This window comes from Pseudoalteromonas sp. PAB 2.2 (assembly GCF_001938575.1).
Taxonomy (GTDB): domain Bacteria; phylum Pseudomonadota; class Gammaproteobacteria; order Enterobacterales; family Alteromonadaceae; genus Pseudoalteromonas; species Pseudoalteromonas lipolytica.
In genome coordinates, this window is record NZ_LYPI01000007.1 from 557,429 (window position 1) to 572,612 (window position 15,184).

14 protein-coding genes are annotated in these 15,184 nt (G+C 42.0%); 6 read left to right on the forward strand and 8 right to left on the reverse strand.

Annotated elements, in window-relative coordinates:
- The first annotated feature begins 104 nt into the window (after positions 1–104).
- The 4 genes from BWD47_RS02905 to BWD47_RS02920 all read left to right on the forward strand — a co-directional run bounded on the left by BWD47_RS02905 (position 105) and on the right by BWD47_RS02920 (position 6,562).
- Positions 105–1,268, forward strand: coding sequence for an efflux RND transporter periplasmic adaptor subunit (locus BWD47_RS02905; protein ID WP_036972769.1), 1,164 nt, complete (start codon positions 105–107; stop codon positions 1,266–1,268).
- A gap of 12 nt (positions 1,269–1,280) precedes the next feature.
- Positions 1,281–4,412 (forward strand): efflux RND transporter permease subunit, encoded by a 3,132-nt coding sequence (locus tag BWD47_RS02910; RefSeq protein WP_036972767.1) that lies wholly within the window; start codon positions 1,281–1,283, stop codon positions 4,410–4,412.
- A complete protein-coding gene (locus tag BWD47_RS02915; RefSeq protein WP_036972765.1) occupies positions 4,412–5,815 on the forward strand; it encodes an efflux transporter outer membrane subunit in 1,404 nt (467 codons plus the stop codon). The genes BWD47_RS02910 and BWD47_RS02915 overlap by 1 nt, the downstream gene beginning before the upstream one ends.
- Before the next feature lie 129 nt (positions 5,816–5,944).
- Positions 5,945–6,562, forward strand: coding sequence for a TetR/AcrR family transcriptional regulator (locus BWD47_RS02920; RefSeq protein WP_036972763.1), 618 nt, complete (start codon positions 5,945–5,947; stop codon positions 6,560–6,562).
- Positions 6,563–6,587: 25 nt separating this feature from the next.
- Here BWD47_RS02920 and BWD47_RS02925 read toward each other — a convergent pair whose 3' ends face one another.
- The 6 genes from BWD47_RS02925 to BWD47_RS02950 all read right to left on the reverse strand — a co-directional run bounded on the left by BWD47_RS02925 (position 6,588) and on the right by BWD47_RS02950 (position 12,204).
- A complete protein-coding gene (locus BWD47_RS02925) occupies positions 6,588–7,685 on the reverse strand; it encodes a HupE/UreJ family protein (RefSeq protein WP_075593334.1) in 1,098 nt (365 codons plus the stop codon).
- Positions 7,686–7,698: 13 nt separating this feature from the next.
- A complete protein-coding gene (locus BWD47_RS02930) occupies positions 7,699–8,697 on the reverse strand; it encodes a lipopolysaccharide assembly protein LapB (RefSeq protein WP_075593335.1) in 999 nt (332 codons plus the stop codon).
- 43 nt (positions 8,698–8,740) lie between these two features.
- Entirely contained in the window at positions 8,741–9,259 is a 519-nt protein-coding gene (locus BWD47_RS02935) for an Ig-like domain-containing protein (protein ID WP_065979148.1), read from the reverse strand.
- Between the two features lie 11 nt (positions 9,260–9,270).
- Positions 9,271–10,863: a DUF4331 domain-containing protein gene (locus BWD47_RS02940; protein ID WP_075593336.1), complete on the reverse strand. Its 1,593-nt coding sequence runs from the start codon at positions 10,861–10,863 to the stop codon at positions 9,271–9,273.
- Positions 10,864–10,987: 124 nt separating this feature from the next.
- A complete protein-coding gene (locus BWD47_RS02945) occupies positions 10,988–11,677 on the reverse strand; it encodes an anti-sigma factor domain-containing protein (protein ID WP_036972750.1) in 690 nt (229 codons plus the stop codon).
- Entirely contained in the window at positions 11,674–12,204 is a 531-nt protein-coding gene (locus BWD47_RS02950; protein ID WP_036972749.1) for a sigma-70 family RNA polymerase sigma factor, read from the reverse strand. The genes BWD47_RS02945 and BWD47_RS02950 overlap by 4 nt, the downstream gene beginning before the upstream one ends.
- Before the next feature lie 342 nt (positions 12,205–12,546).
- Here BWD47_RS02950 and BWD47_RS02955 point away from each other — a divergent pair, with 342 nt between their 5' ends.
- Positions 12,547–14,166, forward strand: a complete 1,620-nt coding sequence (locus BWD47_RS02955; RefSeq protein ID WP_075593337.1) for a diacylglycerol kinase family protein — start codon at positions 12,547–12,549, stop codon at positions 14,164–14,166.
- Here the strand turns inward: BWD47_RS02955 and BWD47_RS02960 are convergent, their stop codons facing one another.
- Together BWD47_RS02960 and BWD47_RS02965 are read right to left on the reverse strand one after the other, a co-directional pair.
- On the reverse strand, positions 14,167–14,433 hold the full coding sequence (locus BWD47_RS02960; protein ID WP_036972744.1) for a VF530 family DNA-binding protein: 267 nt from the start codon (positions 14,431–14,433) through the stop codon (positions 14,167–14,169).
- Between the two features lie 56 nt (positions 14,434–14,489).
- Complete coding sequence (locus BWD47_RS02965; protein WP_051501899.1) at positions 14,490–14,786, reverse strand: DUF1496 domain-containing protein; 297 nt, start codon at positions 14,784–14,786, stop codon at positions 14,490–14,492.
- Between the two features lie 95 nt (positions 14,787–14,881).
- On the opposite strand from BWD47_RS02965, the gene BWD47_RS02970 reads away from it, so the two are divergent.
- Positions 14,882–15,112, forward strand: a complete 231-nt coding sequence (locus BWD47_RS02970; protein WP_036972742.1) for a TIGR02647 family protein — start codon at positions 14,882–14,884, stop codon at positions 15,110–15,112.
- The last annotated feature ends 72 nt before the right edge of the window (positions 15,113–15,184 follow it).

The window sequence follows — 15,184 nt, forward strand, 5'->3', positions numbered from 1 at the left end:
CCTACACAGCAAGGGTTTTATTTAATGTAAATTAATTTAAAGAGGGTTGATCTGTGTCAATTTTAGTTTAGAATGATCGTTCATTCTAAACTAAGGGTATAAACATGCACCGCTCTCGCATTCCATTTTTTGCAGTGTCAGCACTGGCTGCCGCTGTGCTTTTATCAGGCTGTGGCCAATCAGAACCAGCTCAAGGGCAGATGCAGGCAGCTCAGGCTGTTCCTGTGGGTGTTATTGAGATGCAAAGTAAACCACTTACGCTAACAAAAGAGTTACCGGGTCGCGTGTCTGCATCACGTATCGCAGAAATCCGTCCACAGGTGAATGGTATTATTCAATCACGCTTATTTGTTGAAGGGGCGGAGGTTGAAAAAGGTCAGGCACTTTATCAAATTGACCCCTCTACATTTGAAGCCCAAGTTGCAACCAGTAAAGCGGCTATTACTAAAGCTGAGGCGAGTATTTCAAACGCAAAAGCGAAGTCTGAACGTTATAAAGAGCTACTCAGTATTAAAGCCGTTAGTCAACAAGACTTTGATGAAGCCGATGCTGCTTACAAAGGAGCAAAAGCCGACTTACTAACAGCACAAGCACAATTAAAAACGGCTCAAATTAATTTAAATTACAGCAAAGTTTTAGCGCCTATCAGTGGTCAAATTGGTAAATCAAATGTCACCGCAGGTGCGCTTGTCAGTGCAAACCAAGCAACTGCTTTAGCGACGATTACGCAACTTGATCCGATTTTTGTTGATTTAACACAATCAAGCAGTGAACTTACTCGTCTTAAAAAAGCGATTGCTGCAGGTGAGCTTGATAAAGATGCCGCACTGCACTCTAACGTTGAGCTAAAAATGGAAGACGGTAGTACCTATCAACACAAAGGGGTGCTTAAATTTTCTGAAGTAACCGTTGACCCAAGCACAGGGTCAGTGACCTTGCGTGCAGAATTTCCTAACCCAGAAAAGCTTTTACTCCCAGGTATGTATGTTCGCGCGGTTGTTGTTGAAGGCGTTAAAAGCGATGCAATCTTAGCACCGCAACGAGGTGTTAGCCGCAATACAAAAGGTGAGCCGACAGCGATGGTGGTGAGTAAAGATAACACTGTAGAAGCTCGCGTGCTTAAAACAGACCGCACGGTCGGTTCAAACTGGTTAGTGACTGAGGGACTAAATAACGGCGATAAGCTCATTGTGGAAGGCTTACAAAAAATTCGCCCAGGTGCACCAGTCAATCCAATGCCTGCTGAAACAACAGCAAACAGCCAGTAACGGAGAATCTACATGTCACGATTTTTTATTGATCGGCCTATTTTTGCATGGGTACTTGCCATCGTTGTGATGCTGGCAGGTATTCTTGCAATAAAAAGTTTGCCGGTTGCGCAGTATCCATCAATAGCGCCACCTGCCATTAGCATTCAAGCCAATTACCCAGGTGCGTCTGCCCGTACATTAGAAGATACGGTTACCCAGGTTATAGAACAAAAGATGAAAGGGCTTGATGGCTTGTTGTATATGTCATCAACATCGGAGTCTAATGGTTCAGCAACACTTACATTGACTTTTAGCGCTGATACAGACCCTGATATCGCCCAAGTACAAGTACAAAACAAACTGTCACTTGCAACGCCACTGTTACCTGAAGAAGTTCAGCGCCAAGGTGTGTCTGTTGCGAAATCAGCACGTAACTTCTTAATGGTTGTCGGTTTTGTTTCTGAAGACGGCAGTATGAATAATATCGATATTGGTGATTATGTTTCATCAAATGTGCTCGATATTATCTCGCGTGTTAATGGCGTAGGTGAGGTTCAGTTATTTGGTTCTCAATATGCAATGCGCATTTGGCTTGACCCATCAAAACTACAAAAATATGCATTAACACCGGCAGATATCAGTGCAGCCATTAGTGCTCAAAACGCACAAGTATCTGCGGGCCAGCTTGGGGCATTACCTGCAGTTGATGGCCAGCAATTAAATGCGACCGTAACGGCACAAAGCCGCCTTCAAACGCCAGAGCAATTTAGAGATATATTCGTTAAAACGAATCCTGATGGTTCAGTTGTGCGCCTAAGCGATGTAGCAAAGGTTGAATTAGGCGGTGAAAACTATGGTGTGGTTGCGCGTTTTAACGGTAAACCAGCATCGGGTTTAGGGGTAAAGCTAGCCAGTGGTGCAAACGCACTTGATACTGCTGATGGTGTTAAAGCGGCACTTGCTGAGCTTGAACCTTTCTTTCCTGAGGGGTTAACGACTGTTGTACCGTATGACACAACGCCTTTTGTCTCTTTATCAATCGAAAAAGTGGTTAGTACGCTAATTGAAGCCGTGGTTTTGGTGTTCTTAGTTATGTATTTATTCTTACAGAACTTTAGAGCGACACTTATTCCTACAATCGCTGTACCGGTTGTATTACTGGGTACCTTTGCGATTTTACAAGTATTTGGTTATTCAATTAATACCTTAACCATGTTCGCTATGGTGTTAGCGATAGGCTTACTTGTTGATGATGCTATCGTTGTCGTTGAAAACGTGGAACGTGTAATGACAGAAGAAAACCTGTCACCGCTTGAAGCAACACGTAAATCAATGGATGAAATTAAAGGGGCCTTGGTGGGGATTGCCATGGTGCTTTCTGCGGTATTCGTTCCTATGGCTTTCTTTGCAGGATCGACGGGCGTTATTTATCGTCAATTCTCAATTACGCTTGTAACAGCAATGAGCTTGTCGGTATTAGTGGCACTTATTCTTACACCAGCACTGTGTGCAACAATGCTAAAGCCAAGCCATGTACACAATGATAAATCACTATTTGGTCGTTTCTTTTTAGGCTTCAACCGAGGTTTCGATAAAACCAATGCGGGTGCGCAAGGGTTTGTTGCACGCATGATTAAGCACAGTAAACGTTACTTACTTTGCTATGGTTTGATTGTCGGCGGCATGGTGTATATTTTCTCGCAATTACCGTCTGCTTTCTTACCAGATGAAGACCAAGGTATATTGTTTAACCAAGTAAGCTTGCCAGCAGGCTCAACCACGGAACAAACGTTAAAAGTGGTTGAAAAAATGGAGCATCACTTCTTGGAAGATCAATCTGAAGCAGTGAAATCTATCTTTACAGTCACAGGTTTTAGCTTTGCGGGATCTGGTCAAAATGCAGCGATTGGCTTTGTTGGTTTAAAACACTGGGATGAACGTCAACGTCCTGATTTATCAGTGGGCGCTGTTGCGGGTAAAGCGATGGGATACTTCTCAACAATTAAAGAAGCGTTTGTGTTCGCATTTCCACCTCCTGCAGTTGTAGAACTTGGTACAGCAAACGGCTTTACCTTATTTTTACAAGACCGCGTAGGGCTTGGTCATGATAAGTTACTTGAAGCACGCAATATGTTTTTAGGCATGGCGGCTAAAAACCCGGTGCTTTCAGGTGTTCGCCCTAATGGCCAAGAAGATAAACCAGAGCTTGAACTGGATATTGATTTAGCTAAAGCAGAAGCGCTTGGCTTAACACAAACTGACATTAACAACACGTTATCAACGGCGTGGGGTAGTCGCTATGTAAATGACTTTATTGACCGTGGTCGTGTGAAAAAAGTGTATTTGCAAGGGACTCCAGAATCACGCATGGTGCCCGAAGACCTCGATAAATGGTATGTGCGCAATGCAAACGGCGATATGGTGCCATTCACTGCATTTGCCCATTCATATTGGACTTATGGCTCACCACGCTTAGAGCGCTATAACGGCTTCTCGGCGATGGAAATTCAAGGTGCCGCTGCGCCAGGTTACAGTACAGGGCAAGCAATGGTTGAGGTTGAAAAAATAGTAAAACAGCTTCCGCCAGGTGTGGCATTTGAGTGGACCGGTATATCGTATGAAGAGCGTTTAAGTGGGGGTCAGGCACCGTTACTTTATGCATTGTCATTGCTGGTTGTATTTTTATGTCTTGCGGCATTATATGAAAGTTGGTCTGTGCCGGCTGCGGTGATGCTGATTGTTCCACTGGGTGTCTTTGGTGCGGGTGTGGCGTCATTTGTGTTTAATTTATCGAACGACATTTACTTGCAAGTTGGCTTATTAACAACCATAGGTTTAGCCTCTAAGAATGCGATTTTAATTGTTGAATTTGCGATTCATAAAATGGACGAAGGTATGAAGCTTGTTGATGCTGCAATTGCTGCTATTCGCTTACGTTTACGCCCAATCTTTATGACGTCAATGGCGTTCGTATGCGGTGTTTTACCGCTTGCGATAGCATCAAGTGCAGGCTCGGGAGCTCAAAATGCACTCGGTATTGCAGTGATTGGGGGCACGCTTGCTTCATCAACAATCGTGGTGTTATTCGTTCCGTTATTCTTTGTGTTAGTTCGTCGCGTATTTCCCGGCAAACAAAAAGTGAATAGTGAGGAGCAAGCATAATGAAACTTAAACTGGTCTCTATTTCAGTCGCTACGTTAGTGCTTTCGGCCTGTAATATGGCCCCTGACCTTGAACAGCGTGAATTACCTGTTGCACCACACTATGCAGATGAAACCAATGCGGGAAATATTAATGACCTGCATTGGCAAGCGTTCTTTAGTAATGCGCAATTACAACAGTTAATTGAATTAACGCTCGAACATAACAAAGACATAAAAACGGCTGCACTTAATGTGCAGCAGGTGAGAGCGATGTATCAAATTGAGGATTCAAACCTGTATCCAAGTATCGATTTGAATGCATCGGGTACACGTCAACGTTTACCCGGGAGCCTAACGGGCACCGGTGAGGCAGCTATCAGTGAAAACTATTCTGCTACCGTGGGGTTAACCGCGTATGAGCTCGATCTTTGGGGAAAGGTTCGTAATCAATCTGAACAAGCTTTGCAAAATCTTTATTCTGCTGAGTATAGTTTATCCAGTGTTCGTATCAGCTTAATTTCTGAGCTGGTTAATGCATGGCTAAATTACGCAACGGATAAAGCACTGTTAGAGCTTGCTAATGACACATTAAAGTCGCAGCAAGAGTCACTGGCGCTTACGCGCAAAACATTTGCGCTTGGTGCAGCATCACAACTTACGTTATCGCAGCTAGAAAGTACGGTTGCGAGAGCGAAAGTAGATATAGCGAATTACCAGCGTTTACTTAAGCGTGATAAAAATGCGTTAGATTTTTTGGTCGGCCAATCAGTCAATGTCGATTTATTGCCTAATCAAAGTATTGATACCGTACTTAGTATGCCCGAGGTGCCGGTTGGTTTACCGTCGGAGTTGTTAACACAACGTCCTGACATTAAAGCTGCTGAACATGATTTACGTGCTGCAAATGCAAATATTGGTGTTGCTAAAGCGGCTTTTTACCCAAGTATTAGCTTAACAGCCAATGCGGGGACGGCATCAGCAGATTTAAACAATTTATTTGATGCAGGCTCGGGCACGTGGAGCTTTGTGCCTTCTATTAATTTGCCTATCTTTAATATGGGTCGTAACCAAGCAAATTTAGAGGTGGCTGAAACGCAGCAAAAAGTGGCCTTAACGCGTTATGAGCAAACAATTCAACAGGCATTTAAAGAAGTGTCTGATGCATTAGCAGACCGTCAAGGTTATAAGCAACAATTAGCAGCGCTAAATGACCTTTACCAAAGCAATGAGCTGTCTTTTACCTTATCAGATGCACGCTTTCAAAAAGGGGCTGATAGCTATTTGCAGGTACTCGATGCGCAGCGCAATTGGTACAGTGCGGGCCAGCAGTTAATTATGGGTAAGCAAGCGTATCTTGCAAGCCAAATTAATTTGTATAAGGCCCTTGGCGGTGGTTGGAATGCACAAGGTGCTGTTCAATAAGCCAGCAATTGCATTGTTTATTCAAGGATTTACACGATCTTAGTTGTTTTGCTTTAGCGCTATGATTAAGATCATGTAAACCTTGTTTAAATTATAGTTAACTATACGGGCGAATAGTGTGGAGAAAACATGACGCAAAAAACCAAAAGACACAGCGATCCTGCGCTCGCAGAAGCTAGACGTAATCAAGTTCTTTGTGCTGCGGCAGATTGTTTTCGTCGCAAAGGTTATCATGGCGCTGGTATGGCTGAAATATCGAAAACAGCCGGTATGAGTGCAGGCCATATTTATAACTATTTTGCCAGTAAAGAAGCCATCATTGAGTCTATTGTCGAACGTGACATGGAAGAAATGTTCTCAATCTTTAGAGAGTTTGCAGACAAGCCAGGAGACCGTGTTTCTGTGTTATTGGATGGCCTTAATAGAGGAGTAGAGCGACACACTGATTTAAATCAAGGCGCCCTTGATTTAGAAATGCTCGCTGAAGCTGCACGCAACGAGAAAATTGCCAACCTTTTAAGAGAATCTGATGCTCATGCGCGTGATTCAATGCGCGAATTATTAATTGGTGAACGAGGTCCTTTACAAGGCGCTGCACTGGATGAAATAAACGCACGCATCGAAGTCATGTTTTCAGTGATGGGCGGGTTGTTATTACGCAAAATGCTTAACCCTTCATTAGATACCGAGCAGTTAATAAAAGCATTAAGGCCTACCATGCAGACCTTATTATTGCCTTTCGAATAAAGGCATTTAGCCTTTATTCTGGTTTTTAAAAACGCTCAATTGACCACTGTAAGGCAATAACAGCAATGGTTAGTGAGCCCGCGGGCATCAGCCATTTACGATACCAATCACGATTCCTTAGACTGATTAATACCGGTAAACAGATAGCAAGTATCACAAGCTGACCTACTTCAACGCCTAAATTGAATGCCAGTATGCTCATTAATTGATAATCGCTTGATAAACCCAGTTCCCCTAAGACACTGGCAAAGCCCATTCCATGTAATAAACCAAATGCAAAAGTCACCCAGCCTAATCGAACGATTAATGGCCATATATTGTTTAACGCTGCAAAGAGAACAGAGAGCGCAATACCTAATTCAACCCAACGACTATTGGGTGACACTAATTCAAGGGCCGTGGCTGTCAAAGTAATGGAATGAGCAAGCGTAAAGGCGGTGACTATCCAAGCTGTGCCGACGGCAATTTTTTTCTTTGATTGGATCCCTCGCCACGTATTTTTGTCTCTCACGAGTACGCAGGTTAAAAGCAACGCCACTAAAAATAAAATATGATCAACACCCATCCAAATATGCAAAATACCTTGATACACATATTCAACAAATGTTTGACCATAACTTGTTTGAGAAAAATTAAGCGTTTGTTGCTGATTATTCCGACTAAACACTCGACTCGTGTTATTGATTGCTGCGATGGCTTTGTGATTAGCATCAATCTGCATTATTGCATTGTAGCTGAGCGTCAGTGTTGATTGTGCAGGACAGTTAATTTGTAGCGGTACATCGATATACGCTTGGTTAAAGTGGTTATCAAGTTTAAGTGAACCCTCAGCGCTTACCGTACAGGTAGCACCTGCTTGCTGAGCCGTAAAATGATTAAGTAAGTACGACGCTATTGCAGTCTGTTTTGCACTAATTTCCTGCCAAATAATCACGTTATCTTGGTTTAAATCAAAGGGAATAGCTTGCTCTATGTCTGCAACTGCAACTTGCCACGAGCCTGATAAAGACACGGTGTCGTTGCTGTCGCTTTGTAAATTAATGTACGCTGTGCTTAGTTGGTGAGCAGACACATTAAAACTAGTAACAACGATTAAGAATGCAATTAAAATTATGTTTTTCATCGTGGTTATGTTCCTAATCGATATCGTTTGCTAATTTGAGTAACTGCTTATCGCTGTCCATTTTCGCGTGTTTCCAGTTAATATTTGCCCAATAGCGTGCTTTAGACTGATTTTCTTCAATTGTTAAATAGTACCAAGTAAGATCGCTGGCATGAAATAGATCTTGGCGTAATTCTCTTAAAATAATGCGCTCTTTTAATTTGAGTCGCCATTTATTCGATTGATTATCGACCTTATTTTTTTCTGCCTGTGCAAGACGCAGCAAAATAGCATCTTCAAGGTTGGCGCTATCGTCTAATAATGCACTCAGAGTCGATAGTACGGTATCTAGATTATTCATTGCCAAGTGTGCATCAGCCCATAACACCACCAAACTCACTGGTGAGTTTTTTAAATTCACAGTCGAAAGATAATCAATTGTTTGCTCAGGCTTATTTAATCTAAAAGCCATCTCGGCAAGTACATGGCGGGTATTTAGACTCATCGTCTCTTTGCGAGCGATCTTTTTTAATGCCTGAAAACTTTCTTCAAGCTTACCCGTTTGACTTTGTGCATCTAAACTACATGTGGTCACAGTTTCAATACTTGCATGGCCAATTAAGTTTAAGCACTCAGACTTTGCGTCGTCGAACTTACCTTGCACCATTAATATGTTTGCTGTTAATAATGCGGCATTCACATGATGAGGACTTAGCTCTTTTACTCTGGCTAAAAAGGCTAAAGCCTCGTTAAATTGATGCTCGCGTTGTAGTACACGTGCGTAGTAATAAAGAATTTCGGGATCGTGGCTTGTATTGACTTGCTGTTCTAAGTAGCGTTTTAGGAGTCCTTGCTTACTTTCTGTTTGGCCCGCGTATTGTGTTTGTTCAAATAACGTTGCAAGCTCTTGAAGTGTCAGGGTCGCGGCAAGAGGGGTACTTGATGTGGCAATAACGTCGTTATCGTTTGGAATGTAAGGTTCTGCGTGAGCGAATGTGTTTACAAAAATAAACGACCAGATTAAATGTTTCATTGTTGCTCCTTATAAAAGCCATCCATGGCCAAATTTCTAAACCTTAGTTTCCAGTAACTAAATCATCGAAGTTTGCTTCAGCACCGGTGTTTAAGAACACACGACCATTGAGGCGTAATGGTTCGTCAGAAGCAGCTTGATTAAATGCAGCACGGCCAATAGCAGCAAAATCAACCTGTAATGCTTCAATGGTAATACTGACAGTGGCAGTTACTTGGCTGTTTACACCGTCACTGACAGCAAATTCGAAGCTATCAGCGCCGGTGGTCTCTGCATTAGGGGTATAGGTATAGCTGCCATCACTTTGCACAACCACACTGCCTAATGTGGGCTCTGATACAAGACTGTAAGTAAGAGCATCACCTTCAGGGTCGGAGCCCTCTAGCATGTCTTCGATAACAACCTCTGTTTGCGTTGTTACCATTGCATCAGTTGCACTGGGTGCCTTGTTAACAGGAACAGGCTTCATATCATCTTTGTCATCATTATCACTGTCATTACAGCCTGCAAGAACACCAGCCATAATCATCAGTGTGATTGTAGAGCGTTTTAAATTACGCATCGTAGCTCTCCTTATTTAGAACCAGCAATTGGAGTCGCAAGGTATGGGAAGCTCGCATCCATCATGGTTGCATCTAAAGGGGCACCATCTGTGAACGGTACATTACCTACACTCGCATCGTCTGATGTACATAAGCCTAAGTCGGTGTCAGTGCCATTTACTGGGATTGGGTAACACAAGCGGCCCATTACGACACGCAGTGCAATATCAACCACGTCATCACCTGGACGGCGACCATTAGGGAAACCTGCAAGGTCATCGCCCGCAACACCAAATGCTGATTGTTCAGTTTGCGGTGTTGCCGCAATCGCTGTATTTAGACGCAGCATTTCAGACGGTGTGACTGTGGCTAGTTGGTTTACACCTGGGAAGCCAGTTAAAAATGCAGTGACTAAATCATTACGAGGGAAATTAGTCGGCGCGAGTGTTTCAATATTTGTGCCTAAGGTACTGTTCACGGCATCTTTAAATAAGATGTTAAGCAGCTCAGGCAGTGATGGATGCGTTACATAATCAGCAAATTGACCATCGTCAGCAGGTGCAGAGGTAGAGAAGGTGTCTTTGTCTTTTAAGCCAATAACAAGTTCATTAACCAGTGGGCTACCCAAACGTGATACTTGAGTTAATGCACCACCGTTAACCGCTGTTTTAGCAAATGACGCATTTGGATTTAAAATACGCGCTTGCGGAAGACTTGCTGTTGTCCAGCTACCAATCGTGCCATTACCTTCACCTGTCACACAGGCTTTAGGTACTTCAACAGCAATGGCTGTCACATTTTTCATTGCTAGGTCGTCATTATCAGCTGATTGTGTGATGCCACCAGGAAAACCACCGCCATCACCAGCACCCGGAGCACTATCACCTTCGACAGGGACATAATTTACAAGGTCAAAAGTTTTACCTAGGTTAACAACAAATGGGTCTTTACGTTGACCTACAAACACTTTACCCATACCGTCGCAGCCTGGGATTGCTACGCTGTAAATGTACTGGTCAGCGTATTCTTTGTAAGCACTCATTGAAGAGAATGTTTTGTTACCAATGTAATCAAGCGGTTTGTAAAATTCATTACTGCTATTCATTGAATTGGTTAGCATTGTTTTAGAGCCAGTACGTTGTGGGCCTTTTACAATGCTAACTGTATATGATTCGCTAAAGTTAACCGCTGCATTATTACCGGCCGCTACACCGCCGACATTCTTTAATGGCACTGCAACCGTGCGTTGATTGCCTTCTGGGCCGACTGTTAAAGCAACACCCATGTTGTCATTAGGTAACATGCTTTTGAAATTAAAAGCAAAGGTCATATCTTCTAAAGCGTCGCCGTCATTATCGATATGAATGCTGTAGGTTGCATCGGGGTCCATTGCAAAGTAATTTGGACCGCCGTAAGCATCTTGAAGTGGAATATAGTTTGCGATGAACGTGACATAATCGCCACGGCCTTCTTCGTAACTATTAAACGCGTAAAAGTCTGTTGAGTCTAATGTTGGGAAGCGTGTGATGTTCGGTGCTTCTCGGTGACTAGACGCTTCTGTAGGCAAGCTGAACAGGGTACTACATACTACAATAGCAATTAGAGATGGAGTTACGTTCTTCATGACTTTTTCCTTAGTTTTTAAATTAAGTCATAGTGAAATACGGGCGAAGAATTTAATTGGATGCAATAATTTGAAAATTTTTTAACAAAAATGCAAAAAGCCGTGCAATGCACGGCTTTTAGATTTAAAGAATAACCAATTCGGTGGTGTATAAGACCTCGGTCGGGGAGCCATTTGGCGATCCTCCCAAGGGTTCTAAGCTAACAGCCAGGAGTGCAATGTCATTTGCATTAAATTGGGCATTTTTAGGTAGCTCAATTCGGCCTGACTTGGGCAGTAGACCTAAGGATATGGGCGCTTCTTGCCCTTTTAAAATCATCCATAACTCATAATCTTTGTCTGTGCGTGGTATAAGTGCTGTCGATGCTTTAATTGCAAGGCTGTCGTCTTGGACATCAATAAACCAAAGTGCAGATTCGGCTTGATTCTTAAAAAGTGCAATTTGTTGCGCTTGCGATGTAACCGACTCATGAGGCTGCCAAATAATAAGCGCAAGGACAATACTCGCAGCGGTGGCAATAAGCGACCATGCTTGTAGTATCGTTGAGCGTGGCTTTTTGGTTTTTAATTGCAAAGGCACAACGTTGGGGTCGATACGACTGGCAATTTTTTCCCATACGGCTTCATCGGGTGGCACAGACTCAATTGAACTTGCTAAGTTATTGAGATGTTGCTCCCACATCCATGTTGCTTCTCTTGCACGGGTAGAGGTTAACATTAAACGAGCAAAACGGTCGCGAGCGGGGCCTCTTAATGTCCCAAGAACATACTCGGCTGCTAACATATCAATAAGTGTTTGGTTTTCATAATTCATAACGTTAGGCACCTTTGTAGTTGTTGTAACCCACGTCTGATCCAGCTTTTAACTGTGCCAAGAGGGGATGCAATGTGATCAACAAGCTCGTGATGAGTCAACCCTTTATAATAAGCCAAGTGAATTACTTGTCTTTGCTGTGGATCAAGTTGTTCGATACAGTCGACCAACTTTGAATCATCTTCGTAAGCAACTTGAATAGACGTTAAATCTTCTTGTTCTTGCTCATCAGTTAAGCTCTGTTCTTTACGCACTTTGTGGTGGCGTAATAAATCGAGGCAACGGTATCTGACTATGCTTATCATCCATGACATAACTGCCCCTTTTGATACTTGATAGTCACTGGCATTGTGCCAAATTTTTACAAAGGCATCTTGCAATACTTCTTCAGCCTGAGCCCGATTACCCAGCATTTTTAAGCTAATGGCAAATAACTTAGCGCTAGTTGATTTGTACAAACTTGCGAAGGCATTTTTGTCACCTTTCGCTGTTGCACTCAGTAACGCTAATAGTTGATCGTTGTCCATAAAGTTCCTGTTTTTCTTGTTGTATAGAAGTAACGGTTTACTCACCGGTTTAGATGCACGAAACATTATTTTTAGAAAAAAGGATGTGAAATCAATGTTAACCCACCTCTTTTCTATTAATTAGGTTAGCAGGGATGTGCTTATTGGCAAATTTATAGATTTCAAGTTATTCATAACGTGTAAGTTATTCATATGTTATTGAAAAAATGTCCTAAACTTATTTATATATAAATAGTAAATCTGCTAAGTTATTGATTTAAGGTATATCAAAAGGCGTGGTGTACTTTAAACTCTGGAGTGAAACTTGCTATGTATAAATAATTACAATAACAAGGAGTGATTATGTGGGCAGCATCAACCTATTTAGTTTTAGCCGTAGCGTTTATTATTGCTGCGTTGCGTGTAGATACGGTGTACTTTGCGCTATTTTTTTATTGGACAGCGCTTTCATTATTATTAGTGAGCGCGGCTTATTTTTTTGATATCGCGCGAATATTCCGTAAACGTGAAAATGGCATTATTCCCATGTATATACGGTGGGCGTTTATTCCATTTTTACTTGGCGCACAACTTTATAACGCGTGGTCTAGAAAACACGATAAAGTGCCGCCACTTCAACAAATAAACGAGCATTTGTTTTTGGCTTGTCGATTATTTCCATCTGACATAGACAGTATGAAAGAAATGGGGATCACAGCCGTTTTAGATGTAACCTGTGAGTTTGATGGCTTAGAATGGTCGTCTACTCAAGAAAATATCCGTTATCTAAATATTCCAGTACTTGATCACAGCGTGCCAACCCGCGCACAATTAAATCAAGCCATTAATTGGATACATCATCAGATTAAAGAAGACAGACGCGTTGTAGTGCATTGTGCATTAGGACGTGGTCGTTCCGTATTTGTCATGGCTGCTTATTTATTGAGTCAAAACAAAGATGCAGATGTGCACACGATACTTGAGCAAATTAAAGAAACACGTGAGACTGCAAATCTTAATAAACGTCAATTACGTCATTTAATAAGACGTCATAAAGCCGGTGATTTATTAATTAAAAATAAAGCTGTACTTATTGCTAACCCTGTATCGGGCACGAAATTATGGGAATCTAAAAATAAACAAATTACCGCCCGTTTATCACAGTACTACGATTTAACAGTACACACGACAACGGCCGAAATTAGTGGCATTGATTTAGCAAAAGAGGCCATTAAATCACAGCCCGATGTAATCATTGCATGTGGGGGAGATGGCACTGTGACAGAGGTTGCAAGTGTGTTAGTTGATACCACCTGTAAATTAGGGATCATTCCATTAGGTACAGCAAATGCGTTAGCGCATGTTTTAATGGGCATTCGGTCAAAAATAATTCCTGTCGAACAAGCCTGTGAGCTCATTATTGAAGGGCAGGCGAGTCGTATTGATACCGCACTGTGTAATGGCGAACGTATGCTATTGCTTGTAGGGATAGGTTTTGAGCAAAAGATGATAGAAAAAGCGCATCGTGATGCAAAAAATGAATCGGGGCAATTGGCCTATTTACAAGGTTTTTGGCACGCGCTCGGCGAGCATGAAGCTCAAGATTACACCGTAAAACTTGATAACAATGAACCGCAGTCAATTCATACCACAAGCCTGATTATCGCCAACGCAGCACCATTCACCACCTTGTTAGCGCAATCAGCAGGGCAGCCCGACCATAAAGATGGGTTACTAGATGTTAATTGGCTTACCCCAAGTGCAGACTCGAAAGCCAGTACCTTGAGTATTGCTGAGTTGGTTTTTTCGAGCATTACTCAGACAAGTTTTGCAATTAACAGCCATCACACAAATGCTATGCGTGTCTGTGTTACGGCAGAAAATGAATTAAGCTATGTAATTGATGGCGAGGTGAAAACAGCTGATGAAATCGTTGTAGAAATATCACCGAAATCGCTTTCGGTGATAATGGCAGAAGAATAATTATTTTTTAATGCTTTTCCACTGGAAAGTTGCCATATCGTCCTCTTGGGTATTGAAAAACGTATCGACATAAAGTTGCTCTACTTTTTCACGTGCCCAGGGCGTTTTACGTAAAAATTTTAAACTTGATTTTACACTGGGATCATTTTGAAAGCAGCGAACATCGACATGCGCAGCGAGGCCTTCCCAGCCAAATTTTTCTTGTAGCTTAGTGACGATATCGGCAAGTTTTACGCCATGCAAAGGATTATTAGGTTGATTATCCATACTAAATCTTAGGTTACTTATTACCGCGCAATAGTAACCTATCTCGTCACTAGATGCTAATTGACACGAATTGTTTTCGCCTGCTTAGGGTAAATAATATCGCCGTTTTCATTCAATCGATACCACATGAGATCACTATTAGACAGATGGTCTGTTTTTGTAGCGCATATAAGCATGCTGTTCGCGACAGCAATAATCGCACCCTCGGTATAGCGTTTATTTTCATACCAGCATACCTTTGCGTTGGTTAATGCACTGTCACCATCTAGCACCACTAACGGAGTGTCTTTCGCTGTTGCTATATGAGAAAACACTAAAAAAAATAATAAAAAGATTGAGATACGTGTAAGCAAATTTCACCCCGCAGTAGCAGTTTTTAATATCTTCACTAAGCTTAAGTCTATATGCTATAAAAACACAATGATGGAAATAATAAAAAGGTGAACATATGCAATTTGATAAAAATATGATTGACGAATTAACACTCCTCGCTAAATTCCCGCGAAATTCAAAAATGCAAGGTATTAAGATTCATTCTGATGCAGATTCTTCACTGATTGATGCAGCGAAGCGCTTATACGATAAAGGAATTACTGATAGCAGCGATGGAGGCTACCTAACCGATTTAGGTCTTGATTTAATAGAACATGTTACATTGATCCACTCGGCTTTAAAATAGTCACAACTGCTTAGATAAGCCTAAATCCTGCCCACTTTAGCCAGTTTATTATTAGTTTTTTGCTAATAGTCA